General features: G+C 46.8%; 21 protein-coding genes and 1 tRNA gene. 14 read left to right on the forward strand and 8 right to left on the reverse strand.

Features of this window, described 5'->3' with window-relative positions:
* Positions 1–17: 17 nt before the first annotated feature.
* The gene (locus ABD846_RS04425) at positions 18–329 is read right to left on the reverse strand and encodes a hypothetical protein (RefSeq protein WP_344823067.1); all 312 of its coding nucleotides are present in this window, start codon (positions 327–329) and stop codon (positions 18–20) included.
* A gap of 129 nt (positions 330–458) precedes the next feature.
* On the opposite strand from ABD846_RS04425, the gene mtgA reads away from it, so the two are divergent.
* On the forward strand, positions 459–1,187 hold the full coding sequence (mtgA, locus tag ABD846_RS04430; protein ID WP_344823069.1) for a monofunctional biosynthetic peptidoglycan transglycosylase: 729 nt from the start codon (positions 459–461) through the stop codon (positions 1,185–1,187).
* Here mtgA and ABD846_RS04435 read toward each other — a convergent pair.
* The 5 genes from ABD846_RS04435 to ABD846_RS04455 form a co-directional block, all read right to left on the reverse strand.
* The gene (locus ABD846_RS04435; protein ID WP_344823071.1) at positions 1,177–1,788 is read right to left on the reverse strand and encodes a lysophospholipid acyltransferase family protein; all 612 of its coding nucleotides are present in this window, start codon (positions 1,786–1,788) and stop codon (positions 1,177–1,179) included. The two genes, mtgA and ABD846_RS04435, sit on opposite strands and share 11 nt — an antisense overlap.
* Positions 1,789–1,930: 142 nt before the next feature.
* The gene (locus tag ABD846_RS04440; protein ID WP_344823073.1) at positions 1,931–2,389 is read right to left on the reverse strand and encodes a hypothetical protein; all 459 of its coding nucleotides are present in this window, start codon (positions 2,387–2,389) and stop codon (positions 1,931–1,933) included.
* A gap of 36 nt (positions 2,390–2,425) precedes the next feature.
* Positions 2,426–4,315: an LTA synthase family protein gene (locus tag ABD846_RS04445; RefSeq protein WP_344823075.1), complete on the reverse strand. Its 1,890-nt coding sequence runs from the start codon at positions 4,313–4,315 to the stop codon at positions 2,426–2,428.
* Between the two features lie 9 nt (positions 4,316–4,324).
* Positions 4,325–5,317, reverse strand: coding sequence for a sugar phosphate nucleotidyltransferase (locus ABD846_RS04450; RefSeq protein WP_344823077.1), 993 nt, complete (start codon positions 5,315–5,317; stop codon positions 4,325–4,327).
* 123 nt (positions 5,318–5,440) lie between these two features.
* The gene (locus tag ABD846_RS04455; RefSeq protein ID WP_344823079.1) at positions 5,441–5,881 is read right to left on the reverse strand and encodes a DUF3276 family protein; all 441 of its coding nucleotides are present in this window, start codon (positions 5,879–5,881) and stop codon (positions 5,441–5,443) included.
* A 158-nt stretch (positions 5,882–6,039) separates the two neighbouring features.
* On the opposite strand from ABD846_RS04455, the gene ABD846_RS04460 reads away from it, so the two are divergent.
* Positions 6,040–6,112: transfer RNA gene (locus tag ABD846_RS04460), tRNA-Phe, on the forward strand.
* Between the two features lie 39 nt (positions 6,113–6,151).
* On the opposite strand, the gene ABD846_RS04465 is transcribed toward ABD846_RS04460, so the two are convergent.
* On the reverse strand, positions 6,152–6,853 hold the full coding sequence (locus ABD846_RS04465; protein WP_344823081.1) for a LytR/AlgR family response regulator transcription factor: 702 nt from the start codon (positions 6,851–6,853) through the stop codon (positions 6,152–6,154).
* On the reverse strand, positions 6,850–7,866 hold the full coding sequence (locus ABD846_RS04470) for a sensor histidine kinase (protein ID WP_344823083.1): 1,017 nt from the start codon (positions 7,864–7,866) through the stop codon (positions 6,850–6,852). The genes ABD846_RS04465 and ABD846_RS04470 overlap by 4 nt, the downstream gene beginning before the upstream one ends.
* 190 nt (positions 7,867–8,056) lie before the next feature.
* Between ABD846_RS04470 and ABD846_RS04475 the strand changes: the two genes are divergently transcribed.
* From ABD846_RS04475 to ABD846_RS04530, 12 genes are all read left to right on the forward strand, one after another.
* Positions 8,057–9,409 (forward strand): T9SS type A sorting domain-containing protein, encoded by a 1,353-nt coding sequence (locus tag ABD846_RS04475; protein WP_344823086.1) that lies wholly within the window; start codon positions 8,057–8,059, stop codon positions 9,407–9,409.
* A 7-nt stretch (positions 9,410–9,416) separates the two neighbouring features.
* Positions 9,417–10,466 carry a hypothetical protein gene (locus ABD846_RS04480; protein ID WP_344823088.1) on the forward strand — a complete coding sequence of 350 codons (1,050 nt, stop codon included), beginning with the start codon at positions 9,417–9,419 and terminating at the stop codon, positions 10,464–10,466.
* Between the two features lie 303 nt (positions 10,467–10,769).
* Positions 10,770–11,978, forward strand: a complete 1,209-nt coding sequence (gene spt / locus ABD846_RS04485) for a serine palmitoyltransferase (protein WP_344823090.1) — start codon at positions 10,770–10,772, stop codon at positions 11,976–11,978.
* 1 nt (position 11,979) lies between these two features.
* Positions 11,980–13,095: a hypothetical protein gene (locus ABD846_RS04490; RefSeq protein WP_344823092.1), complete on the forward strand. Its 1,116-nt coding sequence runs from the start codon at positions 11,980–11,982 to the stop codon at positions 13,093–13,095.
* 9 nt (positions 13,096–13,104) lie between these two features.
* Positions 13,105–14,085, forward strand: coding sequence for an NAD-dependent epimerase/dehydratase family protein (locus ABD846_RS04495; protein ID WP_344823094.1), 981 nt, complete (start codon positions 13,105–13,107; stop codon positions 14,083–14,085).
* A 93-nt stretch (positions 14,086–14,178) separates the two neighbouring features.
* Entirely contained in the window at positions 14,179–15,504 is a 1,326-nt protein-coding gene (locus ABD846_RS04500; protein ID WP_344823096.1) for an inositol-3-phosphate synthase, read from the forward strand.
* Between the two features lie 59 nt (positions 15,505–15,563).
* Positions 15,564–16,007 carry a phosphatidylglycerophosphatase A family protein gene (locus tag ABD846_RS04505; protein ID WP_344823098.1) on the forward strand — a complete coding sequence of 148 codons (444 nt, stop codon included), beginning with the start codon at positions 15,564–15,566 and terminating at the stop codon, positions 16,005–16,007.
* On the forward strand, positions 16,004–16,375 hold the full coding sequence (locus ABD846_RS04510; RefSeq protein ID WP_344823100.1) for a GtrA family protein: 372 nt from the start codon (positions 16,004–16,006) through the stop codon (positions 16,373–16,375). Before ABD846_RS04505 ends, ABD846_RS04510 begins: the two co-directional genes overlap by 4 nt.
* Before the next feature lie 8 nt (positions 16,376–16,383).
* Positions 16,384–18,924 (forward strand): DUF5686 and carboxypeptidase-like regulatory domain-containing protein, encoded by a 2,541-nt coding sequence (locus tag ABD846_RS04515; protein ID WP_344823102.1) that lies wholly within the window; start codon positions 16,384–16,386, stop codon positions 18,922–18,924.
* A gap of 9 nt (positions 18,925–18,933) precedes the next feature.
* Positions 18,934–20,232 (forward strand): DUF4833 domain-containing protein, encoded by a 1,299-nt coding sequence (locus ABD846_RS04520; RefSeq protein WP_344823104.1) that lies wholly within the window; start codon positions 18,934–18,936, stop codon positions 20,230–20,232.
* A 79-nt stretch (positions 20,233–20,311) separates the two neighbouring features.
* Complete coding sequence (locus ABD846_RS04525; protein WP_344823106.1) at positions 20,312–21,196, forward strand: phosphatase PAP2 family protein; 885 nt, start codon at positions 20,312–20,314, stop codon at positions 21,194–21,196.
* 33 nt (positions 21,197–21,229) lie between these two features.
* Complete coding sequence (locus ABD846_RS04530; RefSeq protein WP_344823108.1) at positions 21,230–21,847, forward strand: TetR/AcrR family transcriptional regulator; 618 nt, start codon at positions 21,230–21,232, stop codon at positions 21,845–21,847.
* The last annotated feature ends 82 nt before the right edge of the window (positions 21,848–21,929 follow it).

A 21,929-nucleotide genomic window follows, 5' to 3' on the forward strand; every position in this document is an offset into this window, starting at 1 on the left:
CCGCTTCAAATTATTTTCTAGGTTTTTATTTTGATGACCAGCACAAAATAAATTTTTTTATAAAAATATAAAAATGCCGGGTTACCTTTTTTAAAAGTGGAGATTAATAGGAAACTAAACTTTTTTAAAACAACATTTATGAAACTGGTAAAAATCAGCATCGTTGCCCTGTCTATGGGTCTGTTCTTGGCTTCTTGTGGTGGTAACTCTTCAGAAGCAACTCCAGCTACTGATTCAGCTGCAACTGTTGCTCCTGCTGTAGAAGAAACTCCAGCTCCAGCTGTTACAACTGATTCAACTGCTGTTGCTCCTGCTACTACTGACAGCACTGTTGCTCCTGCTGCAACTCCAGCTCCTGCTGCTCACTAATTGTAGTTCGGTTATAGAAATTATAACTACTATTTTTGTAATAGGCTTCCGATTTCGGAAGCCTATTACTTTTATGGCGATTCTTACTTATGGCAACATCCAAAAAACAGCGCGCGAAAAGGAAACCGTTCCGTTTTCTGATAAAGTCGTTTTTGCTGCTATGGGCAGCATCAATGGTATACCTTATTGTGTGTAAATGGGTAATGCCCCCTGTTACCATCACTCAACTTCAGTCGCTCGTGGCGGGAGACGGACTGAAGCGCGACTATGTTTCTTCCGCTCAGATCTCCTCCGCTGTGAAGCTAGCAGCTATTGCAAGCGAAGATCAGCTGTTTCCGGAACATGGCGGTTTCGACTGGAAGGCTATCGAAAAGAGTATGGATCCTGCATCGGGCAGGCGAAAAAAGAAGCGGGCTTTAGGGGCCGCTGCCAGTACAATATCGCAGCAGACCGCTAAAAACATATTTCTGTGGCAGGGCTCGGGCTGGACACGCTACGTACGTAAAGTGCCGGAAATGTTCTACACCAAAATGATCGAATGGGTATGGGGTAAGCAACGGATTATGGAGGTGTATCTCAATACTATAGAAATGGGGCGTGGTATTTATGGCATCGAAGCTGCGGCGCAGACTTACTTTCATAAACCGGCTGCTACCCTTACTCCTGCAGAATCCGCAAAAATCGTCGCTTGTTTGCCTAACCCCAAGGTCTTTACTGTGGTACCAATCAGCAAGCGTGTCGCATGGCGGTATCCGCAAATACTCAGGCAAATGAACAATCTTGAGGGAGATCCTGTGGTGGCCGAAATTATTCACTAGTCAGCGCTAATAATGCCGCATCCATCTGCGTGCGCACATACTCACGTAATTCCTTCACATCTTCCAGCGTCATCCCGTTTGTCGGTATAGGTTTCAGCACGCAGGCCCTGTTCTTTCCGGGCCATATCTTCCACCAATGGCTGAAATGCCAGCGCCGGCTCGTGTCCGGGAACAATACAGGTAACACCGGTATCTGATGCTCAATGGCAAGCCGGAAAGCACCATCATAAAACGCTTTAGTCGGTTCGCTGCTTTCGTTGAATGTTCCTTCCGGGTAGATGGAAATGGAATGTCCGCGATGAATCGCCTGACTCAACTGGTGTACACTTTCTGCTTTTTTCTTTGCATTGCTTCTGTCCACCAGAATAGCAACCCGCGCATAAATAAAGCCGAATAGAGGTGCTTTGGATATTTCATATTTAGCAAGCGGCCGGAAACAAAATGGGATTGTGGCAAACAGGACTATCGGATCCAGGTAGGAAACATGATTGGCAACTACCACATACTGCTGGTCGCCGCCCGGCCAGGAGCCGCTTGTTGTGACAGGCATACCCGTCGCAAGCAGCCAGATCCTTGCCCATAACCGCGACAACTGCCACATAGCAGTTTCTGATTTATCTGCCGGGAAACAGGCAAACAGCAAATAAAATGGCAACACTAAAAAAAGTGTTGCCACAAATAAGATCACTGCGTAGGCGGTGTAAAAAGGTTGCAGACTTCTCCTCATGGATACGCCGGATTGACTACATTCCCGGGAAAAGTGCACGGCCTACCAGTTCGCGCGAAGGCCATGGGATCATTGCAAGCATGATGATCAGGGAAATAAGCGAAAACAAAAATACTTTTCTGAATTTAGCCTGATCGCCCAATGCTTTCTTGGCAGCGGAATGAGCAATATGCGCGGCTGCGATCGCCAACACCATTCCGATTGTATGTTCTACAGCAAAAAACCGACCCGCCGGATCTTTCATCACGGATGCCATGCCATTGTTCTGTATATTTTTTATGCCCCAGGCTCCCGTGAAATACAATACCAGTCCTACCAGCAGCTGAATGTCCATTGAGATCATGAAGAACAGGGAAATTTTACGATCACTTGCTGCGAAAGATCTTTTTGACAGCAGGCCGCTCAGGCTTTTCAATACGGCTGCTACAGCGAGAATAATAACGATCCAACGGAGGAAGCTGTGTAGATGGAGCATAATATTTTTTTGATTGTTGAGCAAATGTAGTCGAATTTACTGTTCGATGAACAGGTTGTTATGGATCATTTTATCGGTGTACACCTGCCAGAAGGCGCGCTGGTATCGCAACGCGGTAAAGGTGTCGGGACTGATCTCCGGGAGCATGTTCCCATTATCCAGCGGATCTTTAAAACGATCAAATACCGCACTCATATTACCGTTGGTAATCCTGATAAAAAAGCGATCCATGGTCCAGCACAGATGACCGTCTATATGCTGTACCGTGAAGGCAGGTACATCTTTGCGGAAAATGCTGTTGCCGAATGCGAAAAAAGGCCTGGGATAACCGAGGTAGTCCAGTACGGAAGGGAGTATGTCGATCTGTTGCGTTAGCTTGTCCACGCTGCCCCTCAGTGAAGTATCTCCCGGCGCAAAGAATACCAGCGGAACAGCAAACCGCCCCTGGTGCATATTGTAGTATTCATTTGCAGACAGCGCAGAGCAGTGATCGGCAACCAGCACAAATAATGTATTTTGAAACCATGATTCCCTGGACGCAGATTGAAAGAATCTGCGCAGGCTGAAGTCGGTATAGCCTATTGATTCATAAATCTCCAGTTTGCCGGACGGAAATTTCCCCTTGTATTGCGGCGGAATACGGTAAGGGTGGTGGGAGGAAAGTGTAAATATGCCGGCAAAAAAAGGTTCGTGCAGCCGACCGCTTATATCTTTTACCGCAAACTGAAGGAAAGGCTCGTCCCATATGCCCCAGTCTCCGTCGAAGTCACCTTCATTATTGTATTCATTCCTGCCTGCATACCTGTCGAATTGAGCATTCCGACAGAATACGTCGAAGCTCATAGTGCCGTTGGTACCTCCGTGATAAAACGCACTGCTGTAGCCCATGCTTTTCAATGTGCCGGGAAGCGATGTAATCCTGTTTGTGCCATATACGGAGGTGGTGAAAGGTTCCTCCTGTAAAGACGGTATTCCCGCAAAAATAGCCGGAATCCCTTCCGCCGAATGGTACCCGTTAGCGAAAGACTGTGTGCACACAAGACTGTGTTGCATCAGGCTGTCGAAAAAAGGAGTGTAACTCTGTAGTCCCCCGATAGCAGTAAACTCTTTGGAGAAACTTTCAAGTACGATCACAACAACATTTTTCGGACGGAATTCTTTACCGGTAAATTGTTTTCTCGTTCCGATAAGCTTTTCTGCCGCCGCGTCGCTCATATAGTGCACCGGTTCCAGCGCACGCGCGCCAAGCGTATTGATGATACTGAAGGGAGTATTCAGTACAAGCGGGAGATGATTGGGTTGTGTGATTCCTGCAGCATTTTTTATTCCCAACGGAACAAGTTGCACGCCTCCTCTTAAGGCGATGAAAGCCAATGTCAGCGAGAGGCAGTAAGTCAGGATGGATTTTATATGGCTTTGCTTTTCCTGCTTCAGCGGGAATCGTTTACAGATGCTGTTGTTCAGGTAAGCGAGCAGGACGATGAACAGGATCCCGGCAAGGAACAGGTACCAGTATCCTTTCAGGAATGCAGGCAGCAGGTTCACGAAATCCCCTTTGCGGCTCAGCATCTGCAGCAGCTCTGCGGTGGATCTTTTGTGATTGTAGGGAAAGTAGGCCCAGTCGGCAATCTCAAAGAGGAATGCAGTAGCATTGATGATGATAAACCAGTATTGCAGTACTTTGTCTGCTTTGGCGGATGGCCATCGTGGTGCGGGAAACAAAAACAATAGCCAGTATAAGCTGTTGAGTGCGGCTATTGCAGAGAGATCGAAGCGTAATCCGTAAAAAAGAATGCGTAACAATACGGACGGCGTGACACCGTTGAAGTGATCGGCATTCAGGATCAGGAGCATTATTCTGCTGAAGGCAAACGCCAAAAGCAAAACGGTTATCTGCACCGCTACACGGGAGAGTTTTTGCTTCATGCCAGTCTTTTACCGCAGATCGATCTCCGTGTTATCCCCGATATTCAGGCTTTGACTGCTGCCGCGTACAAACGCATCATTCCCTATAATGGAACCGTGCAATAACACGTCTTCCAGTTCTGCGTAAGAACCGATGATGGAATTTTTGATAATGGAAAATTCGATCTTAGTGGCTTCGCCGATTGTCACGTTGGGGCCGATAATGGAATTCCGGATCTTGCAGCCTTTCGCAATACTTACGGGTGGGATGATCACTACATCGCTCTGCTCTTCCGCGCGTTGCTGCGCAGCATACTTCAGCAGGGTGGCATTAGTGGACAACAAGGTTTCTTTTTTACCGCAGTCAAACCAGGTATTGATGCGGAATGCATCGAAGCGCACTTTATAATGAGCGATCATTTCTTCCAGTGCATCTGTTAGCGGAAACTCGCCTGATTTCGCAACAGGGCGGGAAAAGACGGTTTCCAGTGCTTCGAACATGATTCGGGTTTCCCTGATGAAATAGATGCCCACCATTGCCATGTTGGATTTCGGGATCAGTGGTTTTTCCACCACTCTGGTCACGCGGTCTTCCGGACCCAGTTCCGCCACGCCGAAGTTGCGCGGATCATCCACTTTCTGTACGCCGATCAGGGAAACATCGCTCGTCAGCACCTTCTTCAGATCGTAATCGCATATGGTGTCGCCCAGCACAATGATCACAGGTTCGTCCATGTCGATATTTGCGCGTGTAAGCCCTATTGCATGACCTATACCTTTGCGGTCATTCTGCGTTACGAAACTGCATTTCAGATTAGGATAGTTGCTGGCCACATAGTCCTGTATCTTTTCGCCGAGATAGCCTATTACAAAGACAAACTCGTTTACGCCGGACTCCAGTAGCTGGTCCACAATGACACTCAGGATGGTCTTCCCTGCAATCGGGATAAGCGCCTTCGGTTGTGTATAAGTGAGTGGTCTGAGTTTGGTTCCTGCTCCGGCTACCGGGATAATGGCTTTCACTGCGATTTAATTTTAGTAGTGTGAAACAAAGCGTTGCCGACAAAAGTAACGACAATTTTTTCGTTTCACGGGCATAAAAAAAGACCCGCAATAACGGGTCTTCATTACAGGTAAAATGTAAAATTAAATTTTCCAGGCGTCCATTTCTGAGTTGTCACCCGCAGCTTCCGCTGCAACCGGTATAGCTGCTTCAGGTTCTGCTACGGAAACCGCTGCAGGCTCTTCCTGAACTTTCGTTCCTTCATAGTTTTCCTGATCGTCAGCATGATTGAAAGAGTCGAAATCGAAATCAGGCATCAGGTCAGTCTTCACATAGTTCACAGTTTCTACAAGCGCTTCTGCGAATTTGTTGAAATCCTCTTTGTAAATAAACATTTTGTGGCGGTCGTAACCATCGTCTTCAAAGCGTTTTTTGCTTTCAGTAATGGTGATAAAATAATCATTACCGCGAGTCGCTTTCACATCGAAGAAATAAGTTCTCCGTTTGCCGGCTTTCACTCTTTTGCTGAAAATACTTTCAGAATTCCGGGCACTGTCGCCGTAGTTTTTGTTGTCGTACGCCACTATTCGTGTTTTTTTTAAGTTACAAAAATGATGTATACAAAAATAGACAAGTAGCCGATAAATCCAACTTTTTTTTAACGGTTCGCCATTTTTCCAATCTTTTGAAACATTTTTTTGTTTTCTGAATAAAGGCACTATATTTGCAACCCAATTCGAGCGGTGCGATAGCTCAGTTGGTAGAGCAAAGGACTGAAAATCCTTGTGTCGGGGGTTCAAATCCCTCTCGCACCACTGGTAAAAGCGACTTGAATTTCAGGTCGCTTTTTTTATTTATCCCTGCGTTTTACCGTAGAAGGTTTCCAGATATTTTTTAAAGGTTTTACCAAGCGGTAATATTTCTTTCGGTGTAATCACCTGGTCGCTTTTCACTTCTTTTATCTGGCTTGTATTAACGATATACGATTTATGTATCCGGATAAATTGCGGCATCGGAAGTTTCTGTTCTATTTCCCGGGTGGTGCCTGCTGTGATGTAATTTTTCTTATGCCCCACCAGCTTCACATAGTTACCCATACTTTGCAGATAGATAATTTCACTCGTAGGGATACGGACCATTTTGCCATCTACTTTGATGTCTAATTCGGATATATTTTCCTGTACCCCGCCCCGGTCCAGTCTTCTTGAAGCTTTATCGATTGCCTTGATGAACCGCTCGAAGCGGATGGGTTTGTGCAGATAGTCCACAGCATCGTATTCATAGCTTTTCATCGCGTAGTCAGAATAGGCGGTGGTGATAATTACCGCAGGCGGTTCCGGCAGCATGTCCAGTAAAGCAAAGCCGTCTATCTCCGGCATATTGATATCCAGCAACAGAATGTCCGCATGGTGGCTTTTCAGCAGTTGGTGCACTTCGAGGGCATTAAAACAGGATCCGATCAGTTCTGTTTCCGGCAATTCCTCAATATACCTCCTGAGGATATTGTGGGCTCCCGGCTCATCGTCGGCGATAACACATTTTAATGGTTGGCTCATGACAGGGTAAGGTTAAGATGAACAATATATTTTTCCGGTGTTTCCTGAATATCCAGTTTGTGTTTTCCGGGGTAAAGCAGCTCGAGTCGTTTTCGCGTATTTTGCAAACCCGTTTTGGTGGAGGTTTTCGCTGCAGGTCCTATTTCATTGGATACCGACATAAACAGTTCGCCGGCTGTTTCTTTTATGGTGATGTCAATGGCGGTCGATCTGATTCCGGTAGTACCATGTTTGAAGGCATTTTCAATAAACGTAAATAACAGCAACGGTATAATAGCAGCATCTCCCGACTGCATTTCGCATGTGTAATTCACAAGGCAGCGACCGCCCAGCCGTTCCTGCTCAAAAGATATATAATGCTCGATGAAAGTGATCTCCTCTTCCAGTGTCACTTCCGATTTTTTGCTGCTGTCCAGCACATACCTCATCAATTCGCTCAGCTTCAGAATAAGTTCTTTGCCTGCGTCCGGCTGGCTCAGCAGGTTGCTGTAAATATTATTGAGCGCATTAAACAGGAAGTGCGGATTCAGTTGTTCGTTCAGCTGTTTCAGTTCAAGCTCTTTTTTTTCCTGCTCTATATGGAACAGCCTTTCGCGGTCGCGGTAATAAGTATATGCAAGGTACACGCATAGCGCAGCCCAATAATAGATGAATTCCGCCCAGAACAATGCGATCCATTTGCGCACAGGATAGTGAGAAGGTTCGTTGAGAAAATACAATTTCATCAGCGCGTACAACTGGCTGCTCAGGAACAGCAGTGTGATAACGGATAAGATGTACAGCAAATACCTGCGCCGTTGCAGCAGGTACCGGTATAATATCAGGTTGTGAATAAAGAACGCGGCAAAGCTATTGCTCATCAGGATGGCTTCGATACCGAGCATCTGCCATGTCAGTTCGCCGAGTGCAAGGGGAACGCCCGTATTAAAACTCAGCATGATTAGGAACAGCAGCAGGTTGCGCAGCACAAAACTGTCGGCAACCCTGCGAATGATTTTTTCGGAGCGCGTCATATGGTGGTGGGAGTATGTGGTTCACCTAAGTTACATTTTATTCCGGGAAAGGGTCGCTTTGTGTGATGAATGTCGTTCGTCATTTATCATCGCTGTTCAAGGAAATGTTGCCAACCACTTCTTCTGAAGTCGGGTCTTGAAAGGATGACTACCGGGACTGCCGGATTTTTAAACAATTAAATCTCCTTTTATGAAAAGAACCCTACTTATTTCCGGAATGCTTGCATCGGTATTTGCTGCCCATGCAAATGCGCTGCTCAAATCGCCGGTTTCAGGGGCATTGGGCAGCGGCCGGCTCGCGGCCTTGTCTATGGCCTCGGACGGCAAAGACGTTGTACTGCTGCTGGCAGATAATACATCGCTGTATGCGTTGGATATTAAAGACAACGACCCTTCCGAACTGGTACCCAACGCCATTACCTCTATCCCGGATTTTGTGAACACAAAGCTTAAGCCTGTGGCCGGAGGTGCGACACTTACCGTAATAGATATGGAAGTAAATCCTGTGTCGCGCGCGGTGTATGTGCTTGCGGAATCCGGTACCACCAGTTATGTTTTTAAGGTCCGCAAGAATGGTGCCGATATCACACTGCTCGATCTTTCTAATGTAAGTCACAGTACCATTAGCTGGGGCGGTTCTTTCAGTGTAAATGATATGACCTGGGGAGATAATAAATTGTTCGTATCCTCCGGCAGCTTTTCACTGAATGGTTCGGTGGTTGCTGTTGCAGCACCGTTTACGAATGGTGCTACCGTAACGCAGCGCAAAACATCTATGTTTAAATCTAACTGGGGTGGCACGTACTTCACGTCGGCTCCTTTGGAAACAATGACTTTTGGCGTTGTCGGTACAAAATCCAGACTTATGGGTGTCACCACCTGCGCGCCGGGTTATTCGCTGGAGGCAGGTACTTTGAGCGGCAGCGGAACGCTGGAAGTGAAGGAGGACTTTAATGTAAATATGGGCGTTTCCGAAAAAGTTGTGTTTCAGAGGCACGACAGTAAAGACTGGTTGTTCGATCTGCACGACGACAATCTGTACCGGATAGGAGCGTCTTTCCTGGATGGTACACCGGAAACTTCCGGCAAATACAATAAGAATTCGGTGTTACTGCGGGACAATACGGGTGCGCCGGTCAGCACGCTTACGGCCGACCAGTTCAAACAGTTTACCGGTACTTATTCCGAAATCGCTTTCTGGGACAATTACCGATTGCTTGTACTCGAAAAGGGCGGCACACTGAAGCTCATGCAGACGGCAACAACCGCTCCTCCGTTATCAATAGCACAGTCGGTGCGTGAGACAGCGGCGCTTCGTCTGTATCCTAACCCGGCTCATGAACAAATATCGGTAACACTTCCCGTTGCTTCCGGCCAGGTAAGTATTGACATCTATGCATTGGACGGTCGCCGGGTACAGCATCAGATAGCTTCCGGTGCTGCGACAACAATCGATCTGAAAGGCATGCCTCAGGGACAGTACCTGCTTAAAGCCGTATATGAATCAGGTAGTACAGAACAGCAATTCTTTGTTATCCAATAGCGTTTTTATGAACAGGCTTTTTGTAGTTTGTTTCGGAATGATATTCCTGTGCCTGCAGCAGTTCGCTCAGGCACAGGAGTCTTTCCGGTTAGGGGGAAGCATTCAGCAACCGGAAATCTGCATTAGCCGGGGCGGTCCCCTGCTTCCCGGCGAAGGGCTTTTTCTGATGATTGGCAAAGAATCAGCCTCGTTACCCGTTCAATGCCGTTTTGAGACGGGTGGGCAGGGTTTGTGTTTCACACCTGTCTATCCGCTGGCACAGGGGGCACATTTCCTGCTTCATGTGGGCGGTTACGCCGATACAATTTTGTCCATGCCGGAGCTCAGGACGCCCTCAGCGGGTAGAAGCAGCATCGGTGCTGTTTACCCGCTTTCAGATACAATACCCGAAAATATATTGTTTTTTCATGTTGCGTTTACGCAGCGTATGACCGAAGATCGTGAAGCTTGGAAGAAAGTTGCGGTGCGCGATGCAAACGGTAACCTGATACCACGCACCTGGAGGCAACGCAGCTTCTGGCTGGACAGTGGCCGCCTGCTTGTATTGATGATCCATCCCGGTCGTGTGAAAAGCGGTATCCATTACACAGGCCCTGTATTTACGGAAGGGCATCGTTACGAGATCTGTGTGGACAGCAGCCTGACCGATATTTCGGGAAATTATCTTTCTGCTTCGTTCCGGAAAATATATTATGCCGGAGCGGAGCAAAGGCAGGTACTGCTTTATGCTGCAAACCTGCAGCAACTGAGGCGGGAAACCCGCGATACGCTGGTACTGCAATTCAGCCAGGGACTCGATCATGCTGCGGCAGTCACCAATATAATGGTAACCAATGATCAGAATGCCAGCATTCCCGTTGTTATAACACAGCCTGCGGACCGCGAAATAAGGCTTCTGCCTGTTGATAGGTGGCCTGAAGGGGAACTTTCCCTGGTATTGGGTGCCGATATTTACGATTATACGGGAAACAGGCTCAATCGTTCGTTCGAAGTGTCCGACAGTAAAGATATGTTACAAGATAAAAATATTCATGTGTTGCGCGCTCACATAAAATAGAGGAGTGATCATAAAGATGATCGATAAATGTGTTTTCATGTTTGATGACAGGTTGGTGGATCTGCTCATCTGATTCGAAAGGCCGCTTTCCAGCGGCCTTATTTTTTACCTGTTTTCCCGCTTACCGACCGGAAACCCGGTTTGGCCGATAGTTAAGGTATTATTAACAGTTTTTAAAATTACCGTTAATGACTTTGCATATACCTTTGGCAAAAATTTGAACGAAATACGATTTTGGTCGATTCGTATGAATTTTTCAGATACCGCGCCGTATCTTTTCCCAAACTAAAAACAAAATACTGAATGCGTAAAAAATTACATGATAAAGTAAACGCATATAAAGCCGCTGACGAGGCACGTCGCATGGGTGTTTACCCTTATTTCCGCCCGATTTCTTCCGCGCAGGACACGGAGGTAATTATTGATAATAACAGAGTGCTGATGTTCGGATCCAATTCCTACCTCGGTCTCACCAATCATCCCAAAATTAAAGAAGCTGCCCAGGCGGCTATTGCAAAGTATGGTACAGGTTGTGCCGGTTCACGTTTCCTGAATGGTACGCTGGATCTGCATATTGAGCTTGAAGAAAAGCTTGCACGTTTTACGGGAAAAGAAGCAGCGCTGATATTCAGTACCGGGTTTCAGGTAAATCTTGGCGTACTCGCAACGCTGACGGGCCGCAACGATTATCTTATTCTTGATGAGGCCGACCATGCCTCCATCATCGACGGAACGCGCCTTTCTTTTTCGAAAGTGATCAAATACCGCCATAATGATATGGCCGATCTGGATGCGAAGCTGTCTAAAATGCCGGAAGAAAGCATTAAGCTGATTGCTGTGGATGGCGTGTTCAGTATGGAAGGTGATATCGCCAAACTGCCCGAAATCGTGCAGATTGCTGAAAAGCACGGTGCGAGTATTATGGTGGATGATGCACATGGGTTGGGCGTACTGGGGCCTAAAGGTGCCGGAACGGCTGCTCATTTCGGGCTTACGGATCATGTGGATATGATCTCCGGTACATTCTCAAAATCGCTTGCTTCGCTGGGTGGCTTTGTAGCCGCAGACCGCGCTACGATCGAGTTCCTGAAACACCATGCGCGCGCCCTCATCTTCAGTGCAAGTATGACGCCTGCGTCTGTGGCAAGCGTTATCGCTGCCATGGATATAATGGAAAATGAACCGGAACGCATCAAGCAACTTTGGGATAATACGGCCCATGCATCGAAACTGCTGAAACAGGCAGGCTTTGATACCGGTCACAGTGAAACACCGATCATTCCTATTTACATCCGCAACAACGAACAAACATTCCTGATGACACGCATCCTCCAGGAGCAGGGCATATTCGTAAACCCTGTCGTGTCGCCGGCCGTTGCGCCGCAGGATACATTGCTGCGTTTCTCGCTGATGGCCACACATACGTACGAGCAGATAGAAGAAGCCGTGGGCAAGATCAGCGCCGTTTATAAACAGGTAAAGGCAATGAGTGCCGAAACTCAGGCAATCTAACATGATTCAGATATTCCCCGTTCACGATAAAGCACAGTTGAAATCGTTTATCGATTTTCCTCATGATCTGTATAAAGGAGATCCGTTCTACGTACCGGAACTTTTTATCGCACAGCGGGATCTGCTTTCCCGTCACCCGTTTCTGAAACACTCCGAAATGCAGTTGTTTCTGGCGATGGACGGTAAGAAGTTGGTAGGACGAATTGCTGCCATTCTGAACAATAACCACAACCGTTTCAACGGCACGAATGAAGGTTTCTTCGGATTTCTCGATGCGGTTGATAATATAGATGTGTTCAAAGCACTTACTGATGCGGCGCTTGCCTGGCTGAAGGAAAAAGGAGTGCATTCGGTGATAGGACCCGTTAATCCGTCCACAAATGAAACCTGCGGCATGCTGGTTGAAGGATTTGACAGCGCCCCTATGATCATGATGACCTATAACAGGCCGTACTACAACACGTATATGCAGCAACTTGGGTTTGGTAAAAAAACCGATCTGCTTGCGTACCTGTTGCAGCGCGACGATCTGAACGATAAGTCGATGCGCCTGATGGAGTCGCTGAAACAGCGCCTCGCTCAGAAGGGAATTACCATCCGCAAAGGCAACCTGAAAAATTTCCGCCAGGAAGTCGACGGATTGCGTAAAGTATACAATGAAGCCTGGGATAAAAATCTGGGTTTTGTGCCAATGACGGACGAAGAGTTCGATTATATGGCAAAGGATATGAAGCTGGTGCTCGATCCTGATTTTTGCCTTGTGGCGGAGCATGAAGGGAAAGCGATCGGTTTTGTGCTCGCAATGCCTGATATCAACCAGGTGCAGCGCAAGGTGAAAAGAGGCCGTTTATTGCCAACAGGTATTTTCAAACTCCTGTTCGGCAGGAAGAAAATAAATGCGATCCGCATTATTGCGCTGGGTATTACCGAACCCTATCGTAAGATGGGTATCGAAGCGGTGTTCTACGGCATGGTTATGAAAAGCGGGTTGGAAAAAGGAATGCAGCAGGCTGAGGCATCCTGGATCCTGGAAGACAATGAAATGATGAACCGTGGTATACAGCATATCAACGGTAAGGTTTATAAAAAATATCGCCTTTACGAAAAGGCTTTATAGGAATAGCGGATGAGCGGAAAAATATTGATAACAGGAGCTTCCGGTTTTGTGGGTTACCACCTTACTGAAGCTGCAGTGAAGGCCGGATTCGAGGTTTTTGCAGCAGTGCGCAGATCCAGTGTGGTGGATCAGCTGAAAGGAATGCCGGTTCAGTTTGTCTATATCGATTTTTCGGATACCGAGAGCATCAGAGCGCAATTTGCAGAGCATCAGTTTGAGTATGTGATTCACGCCGCAGGACTCACGCGGGCGCGGAGCACAGCAGAGTATAATGAAGTAAATGCAGTTTATTCGCGGAATCTTGCGATCGTTGCGCAGGAGTATGGTGTAAAGAAGTTTGTTTTTCTGAGCAGCCTTGCAGCACTGGGCCCCGTCGGGTATCAGCATGCCGGCGCAATTGATGAGAAGCATACACCGGCACCTGTTACGGATTATGGTCGCAGTAAGTTACTGGCAGAACAATATCTCTGGAATGAATTGCCGCAACTGCCCCTGGTGATCCTGCGTCCGACGGCAGTGTACGGCCCGAGAGAGAAAGACATTTTTATTATGTTCAAAACGCTTGCGGGTGGCATTGAACCTTATATAGGGAGAGTACAGCAGAAACTGAGTTTTATTTATGTAAAAGATCTGGCGAATGTTGCAATCAAAGCGCTGGCGGTAGATACGGGAAGGGCTGTTTATAATATTTCAGACGGTCAGATTTACGATCGTTATGCGCTGGCAGACATTTTTAAGAAGACAATGAACAAAAGAACGTTCCGCATTCACGTTCCGCTGCCTTTAGTAAAAGTAATTGCAGCAACGCTCGAAAAGTTCAGTCGCTCCACACCGGCACTGAATAAAGAGAAATTGAATGAGCTGACCGCGGAGAGCTGGGATTGCAGTATTGAGCGGGCTAAGCGGGAGCTGGGATTTACCCCTGCATACAACCTGAATATCGGATTGCAGGAAACGCTTAACTGGTACAAAGAAAACCGGTGGCTATAAAAAACGACACACACACACATCATACCACATACATCACACACAAACACATCGCCGAGTTTAAAAAGAAACGTGTAATTCAATAAATAAACAAACATGGAATATCAAATCAAGCCTGCTCAAGGCAAACTGGGAATTTTGATTCCTGGCCTGGGAGCTGTTGCAACAACCGTAATAGCTGGTGTGGAAGCTATCAAAAAAGGATTGGCTCAACCTGTAGGGTCACTGACCCAGATGGGTAACATCCGTTTGGGAAAACGTACTGAAAACCGTTATCCCCTTATTAAAGATTTCGTTCCTCTGGCAGGAATGGAAGAGATCGTGTTCGGCGGATGGGATGTGTACTCCGATAACGTGTATCAGTCTGCTATGAACGCTAAAGTTCTGGAGCCGGGTCTGCTGGAGCCGATCAAAGCGGAACTGGAGGCCATCAAGCCAATGAAAGCCGTTTTCGATAAGTCTTATGTTAAGAACCTGGACGGAACGAACGTTAAAGAGGCTGCAACCAAATGGGATCTTGCACAAGCGCTGATGCAGGATATCGAGCAGTTTAAAAAAGACAACAACTGTACACGCGTAGTGATCGTATGGTGTGCTTCCACAGAGAAGTATACTGAAGAAACAGCGGTACACCAGACAATCGAAGCGTTTGAAGCAGGATTGAAAAATAACGATCCGAACATCGCTCCGAGCATGATCTATGCTTATGCAGCATTGAAATCAAATGTTCCTTTTGCTAACGGTGCGCCTAACCTTACCGTGGATATTCCTGCTATCGTTGCGCTGTCTAAAGAACTGAACGTTCCTATCGCAGGTAAAGACTTCAAAACAGGTCAGACCCTGATGAAGACAATCGTCGCTCCGGGACTTGCTGCCCGTGCACTGGGCGTGCGTGGCTGGTTCTCATCAAATATTCTCGGTAACCGTGATGGTCTGGTACTGGACGATCCTGAAAACTTCAAAACAAAAGAAGTTTCCAAGCTGAGTGTACTGGAGGAAATCCTGAACGCAGACATGAATCCGGAATTGTACGGAGAATTGTATCATAAAGTTCGTATCAACTACTATCCTCCTCACGGCGACAATAAAGAAAGCTGGGATAATATCGACATCTTCGGATGGCTGGGTTATCAGATGCAGATCAAGATCAACTTCCTCTGCCGCGATTCCATCTTAGCAGCTCCGATCGTACTGGATCTGGCTTTGTTTATGGACCTCGCTCACCGCGCAGGTATGGACGGTATCCAGGAGTGGTTGTCTTTCTACTTTAAAGCGCCACAAACGGCACCTGATCTGAAGCCTGAGCATGATATCTTCAAACAGCTGATAAAACTGCAGAATACACTGCGTCATATCATGGGTGAAGATCTGATCACGCATCTCGGACTTGATTACTATCAGGAACTGGTAGAAGCTCTTTAATACCTCAAAGCAACGGGCGGTTCCGTTGGGTCTGCCCGTTGCTTTCCATATAACTCCAGATGAAACCTATTGCAAGTATTTTCGGTATCGGTTATATCAAAGGCGGAGGTACGGTTGCTGCGATTGTTGCTGCATTGCTATGGTATTTTATACATCCCGTATTTGGTGTACAGCTGCTGCTTTTGTCCGGCGTTACCCTTACAGGCGTGTATGCGGGCAATAAAGTGGAAGCAGATTGGGGTAAAGACAGCAGTAAAGTAGTGATTGATGAAGTGGCAGGAATGTTTCTTAGTCTGCTGCTGATACCGGTGCATTGGATTACCGTGCTGGCAGCCCTGGTGTTGTTCCGTTTTTTTGATATAGCAAAACCGCTTGGTGTGCGCCGGATGGAGGTTTTTAAAGGAGGCTGGGGGGTAATGGCCGACGATCTGCTGGCCGGTTTGTATGCCAATATCGTTTTACAGTTGCTCTTACAACTGCATCTTTTTCCGGAGATAATATGACAACATTCTTCAGAGCTCAGGCTTCTTCCATAATTGCAACGCTGGTTGACTTCACCACCACTATCGTGCTCAAGGAATTGTTCGGACTGTGGTATGTGCTGGCTAACATCACCGGAGTGACCTGCGGCGGAGTAACCAATTTCCTGATCAATAAGGATTGGGTGTTCAATGAATCCAAGCGAGGGGTTCACGTGCAGGCAGGAAGATATTTTCTGATATGGTCCGGAAACTTCCTGTTGAATGCCGGTGGCGTGTGGCTGTTGACCCAGTCCTCCGATCTCGGTTACCTGCATGCTAAAATGATCGTTTCACTGATACTCGCATTCACCTACAACTTTTTTTTACAGAAACACTTCGTGTTTAAATAAAGATATTTATGCCACGCAAAACAGGAATTTTATTCCTATTGCTTTTATCCTCCCTCCGCCTGCTTGCCCAAACTACTTTCGTAAACGGGGTGGTAACGGATGCGAAGACGAATGCTCCGCTTGAAGATGTTGCCATTTTCTTCCCAGGGACAAACGTCGGTACCACCACCGATGTAAATGGCCGCTATACCATTAAGATAGACGGTTCGCCGTCAATGGTCCGCTTTACCTATACCGGATATAAAACAATCACCCGTAAGATCGAACCCGGAGAACAATCTGTGAGTGTTCAGATGACGGAGGAAAGCCGCACACTTAAAGAAGTGGTGGTGAAGCCGGGTAAACAACCGAAATACCGGAATAAAAACAATCCCGCGGTTGAACTTATCAGGGAGGTGATCGCACACAAAGACGATAACCGTGCGGCCGCATATGATTACCTGGCATACCAGGAATATGAGAAGCTGCAGTTTTCGCTCAGCAACAGCCCCGAAAAGCTGCGTAAAAATATCCTGCTGCGTAAGTACAAGTTCATGTCTACAAGCCTTGATACCACTACGCTTGAAGGCAAAGCCATTCTTCCGCTGTTTATGCAGGAAAATCTGTCGCAGGTATACTATCGCCGGAAACCGGAAAAAACAAAGCGGGAGATCATTGCTGAGAAGCGCGTTTCGTTCGATCCGACGTTCATCGATAACAATGGCTTGTCTACGTACATGAAACACGTGTACCAGACCATTGATATCTATGACGGTAACATCACGATCGTTACCAACCAGTTCCTGAGTCCGATAGCGGATCTGTCTCCTACTTTTTATAAATTTTATATCATTGATACCACCATGCTGAACGGCTTTCCGCTGATACAGCTGGCATTTCATCCGCGCAACAAAGCCGACTTCCTGTTTCAGGGATCATTGTTTGTAACGCTGGACGGGCACTATTCCGTTCAGAAAGTGGATATGACAATCAACAAGCAGGTAAACGTGAACTGGGTAAAAACGCTGCATATTCAACAGGAGTTTGAACAGAATCCGGATAAGCGTTACCATCTGTCGAAAAGTAAATTGTCTGCTGATTTCGGGATCACTAAAAGCGGAGACGGCGGTTTGTATGGTGAGCGCACAATCTCCTACAGGAATTATGAGGTCCCTGAACAGCTGGATGACTCCTTCTTTAAAGGCGAGGCGCTTGTTCACCGGACCACGGCAGACAACAAGGACGACCGGTTCTGGGAACAGAATCGTCATGATACATTGAGCAGTTCCGAAAAGCTTGTATACTCGAATATCGATAGCCTGCAAAGTACCAGATCGTTCCGCCGCGTGCTGAACATCACCACATTGCTGCTGGCGGGTTATTCTAAAGTCGGACCTTATTTTGAAGTGGGTCCGGTGAATACATTTTACAGCTTCAACCCGGTTGAAGGATTCCGTGGCCGTCTGGGTGGCCGCACCACTCCTACGCTGAGTAAGAATATTTATTTCGAAACTTACGCCGCATACGGTTTTAAGGACGAGAAGTGGAAATATTATGTAGGTGGCGTGTATTCATTCACCAACCGTTCCATTTATGAATTTCCTACGAATAAGATCAGCGCAAACTTCCAGCGCGATACTAAAATTCCCGGACAGGAGCTGCAGTTCATCCAGGAAGATAACATCTTCCTTTCGTTCAAGCGTGGTGTAAATGATAAGTGGCTGTACAACGACATTTATAACATCGATTACCTGCACGAATACAATAACCACTTTTCGTATAAAGTCGCTTACAAGAACTGGAAGCAACAGTCTGCGGGCGGCCTGCATTATATCAATGACGCCACGGGTAAGCCTGTGGAAAGTCTTACGACATCTGAATTCTCCCTGGAGCTGCGCTGGGCACCTCATGAAGAGTTCTACCAGGGCAAGTTGTACAGGATTCCGCTCCCGAATCGCTACCCGGTATTTACCGTGCGCGGTATCGTGGGCGTTAAAGGTTTCCTGAACGGTGAATATAATTATCAGAACCTGAGCGCGAATATCTACAAGCGTGTTTATCTCTCCCAGCTGGGCTTTTCAGATATCGTTCTGGAAGGAGGATACGTATTCGGAAAGGTACCTTTCCCGCTGCTGGATATCCATCGGGCGAACCAAAGCTATTCTTATCAGTTGCAGTCCTACAACCTGATGAACTTCCTCGAGTTTGTGAGCGACCACTATGCAAGCATACAGATAGATCAGTGTTTTAACGGATTTTTCCTGAATAAGATGCCGCTGATCAAGCGTCTGAAGTTCCGCGAATATATCAGCGCTAAAGTGCTTACAGGCGGACTCCGGGACGAGAACACCCCGAACAAAAAAGATGATCGGCTGTATGATATGCCGACTGATGCCAACGGTAACTTATCTACGTACTCCCTGCAAAAGCAGCCGTATGTGGAGGGAAGCGTGGGCCTCGGAAACATCCTGAAGTTTTTTCGTGTGGATGTGGTAAGGCGTTTCACCTACCTGAACAATCCAAACGTTTCAGCTACCGGCGTACGCGTGCGATTCAAGTTTGACTTTTAATTGATTTCTATGCAGCAAAAGACTTTAAGAGAGCGGCTTCAGCTCGGCATTTATAAGGTGATCGATCCGTTGGTAAGAGGTCTGATTAAAATCGGCCTTACACCCAACGCTGTTACAATTATCGGTTTGTTACTGAATGTTTGTGTTGCCATCGTATTTATATCCGGTGCAGAAAGAACGAATCGCGGAGATCTGTCCTATGTGGGATGGGCAGGTGCATTGACACTTTTCGCCGGATTATTCGATATGCTTGACGGACAGGTTGCACGCATCGGTAAAATGAGTTCCACATTCGGAGCCTTGTTTGATTCTGTTCTGGATCGTTACAGTGAAATGATCCTGTTTCTCGGTATCTGCTATTACCTGATTGCGCATCATTATTTCCTGAGCTCGCTTTTCGCATTCATTGCTCTTATCGGCTCTATGATGGTTAGTTATACCCGTGCCAGGGCAGAAGGTCTTGGTGTGGAGTGCAAGGGCGGACTGATGCAGCGTCCTGAGAGAGTGGTACTGATAAGCGTATCGGCAATCGCCTGCGGTATAACCTATTCTTTTATCGGCGGCGACTATAAATTATTCGTACCGGGTATACCGTTCCATATTTTTGAAACAATGACCGTCTTTACACTCCCGATCGCGATCATGGCGGTGATGACCAATATCACTGCAGTGGGTCGTTTGCTGGATGCAAAGCGAGCCCTGGATAAGAAAGATTCGGATGCGCGTGCTAAATCAGGTCTTAAGGTAGCTGCTGTTGCGTTATTGCTGTTTGCCGGTATACAGGTCATGCCGGGTAACGCATATGCAACAGGCGGATCGTTTAACGAAGTGGATACATTTCCGGTACCAAAGACATACGACAATCTGCTGTTCTATCTTCAGCGTACACCCAACACCAACACGGTGATGTACGAACTGAATTTCGATAAGGAGACCGGTAAGCTGGACGAGGATAATCCCGTGCATGTTTACTGGATACGCTATACCGAAGAGGGCAATCCGAAAAAAGAACTCAATTTCATCCAGCGTAAATATGCATACGGATTAAAGTACAAACGCATCAGCGAAAATCACTGGGAAGTACGTTTTGTATGTACTTCAAAGAAAGTCCTGCATCTGCAGAAAGCTGCCGACGGCAAATACTACATGTTTGTCAATGCAAACGGACTTAATACTGTTTTAAAGCGCGTGTACATCAAAATTGACGGAGGTACATTCTGGTCTCCGAACGTATTGTATATCGAATTGAAAGGAACGGATGTGAACACCGGAAAGGTGAATATGGAACGCATCAATATGAAAGACTAATCTGGTACCGGAGAAATTAATCGTGAATAACAAGACGCAAATAGCACCTTCATTTTTTTCAGTACGGCAGCTCTCGGCCGTGGCGATAACAGCATTCGCTTACCTGGGGCTTTCAGCACTGCTGGTAGGCTTTAAAACAGACCAGGTATTTCTGGTCGTTGTATTTGCGCTTTGCTATTTCCTCACTCCTATAACGCGAAAGCTGATCCTCGGCTTTTCGATTTTCATCGTGTACTGGATCATTTTCGATTACATGAAAGTGGTACCGAATTACAGGGTCAACGACGTGCATATACAATCTTTGTATGAAGCGGAGAAGCATCTTTTCGGAATACGTGTCGATGGTGTTTTGCTCACGCCCAATGAATACTGGCAGCATTTCCACCGTTCTTTCCTGGACGTCGCATCCGGCATCTTTTATCTGACCTGGGTGCCGGTACCTTTAGGGTTTGCTGCATATCTGTTTTTTAAAAACAAGAAAGAGTTCCTGTATTTTTCCCTCACATTCCTGCTCGTGAACCTGATCGGATTTGTGATCTATTATGTATATCCTGCGGCTCCACCCTGGTATGTTGCAGAGCATGGCTTTACGTTTATCCGGGACACCCCGGGAAACACCGCCGGACTGTCGCGCTTCGATGTGTTTTTTAATACGGGCATATTCAAATCTATTTATGAAAAGAGCTCGAACGTATTCGCTGCCATGCCGTCACTGCATTCGTCGTATCCGCTGATCGTGTTTTATTACGGTCTGCGCAACAGGCTTGGGGCGATCAATATACTATTCGCTACCCTGATGCTGGGTATCTGGTTTTCGGCAGTGTATACAAGCCATCACTACGTGCTGGATGTGATAGCCGGTATCCTGTGCGCAATTACCGGCATAAGACTGTTTCTTTTAATGGCAACCAAGAATAAGTTCATAATTAAAATCCTGGATAATTACAGAACAGTGATCAGCTGAGCTGACACGAAAATATTTTAAAACCTGGTGAGTATGACAAAGGATGAAATGACTAAAATAGCAATTATTGACGCAGCTAAAGTCTTATTTCAACAGTACGGTCTGGCAAAGACGACCATGGAGGATATTGCCAAGGCCATAGGTAAGGGGAAAAGCAGCTTATACTACTACTACGACACGAAAGAGGAGATTTTTCAGTCGGTGGTGGATAAGGAGAAAGAAGAGATCGAGCGCGATATCATCGACGCAGTAGGCCGGGAGCATACAGCGGTGGAGAAGCTGAAAGCATTTGCACAGACAAAATACAGGGCTCTTCGCAGACGACAGCTCCTTTACAGGCTCAAGACGATCGGCCTGAATTCAGAAGGCTCTGCTACCGGTTGCATCTTCAATGCGATCAAAGCGCGTTACAATGAACACGAAGAAGATATCGTGAAAGGAATTCTCCTTTTCGGTATCCGTGAGGGGAGCTTCGATTCAGCCTATCAAAGCCAGATCGACCTGATGACGAAAGTATGTACCAACATGCTGCGCGGTATCCAGATGGAGCTGTCCTTCGGGAGTTTCAAAGGCAGCGCAGGGGATCTGCTCGATACGGCCGTTAGTTTTATTGCCAATGGCCTTAAGACACGTAATTTTTCATTTGCGTAAGCAATTTGTCTTAATAATTTTTAAAGCAGGCACATGCCTGCTTTTTTTTGGCGTATGCTTATCAGTAAATGAACTTTAGTTC

It is taken from the genome of Rurimicrobium arvi (assembly GCF_039540495.1).
In the GTDB taxonomy this organism is placed as follows: Bacteria; Bacteroidota; Bacteroidia; order Chitinophagales; family Chitinophagaceae; genus Rurimicrobium; species Rurimicrobium arvi.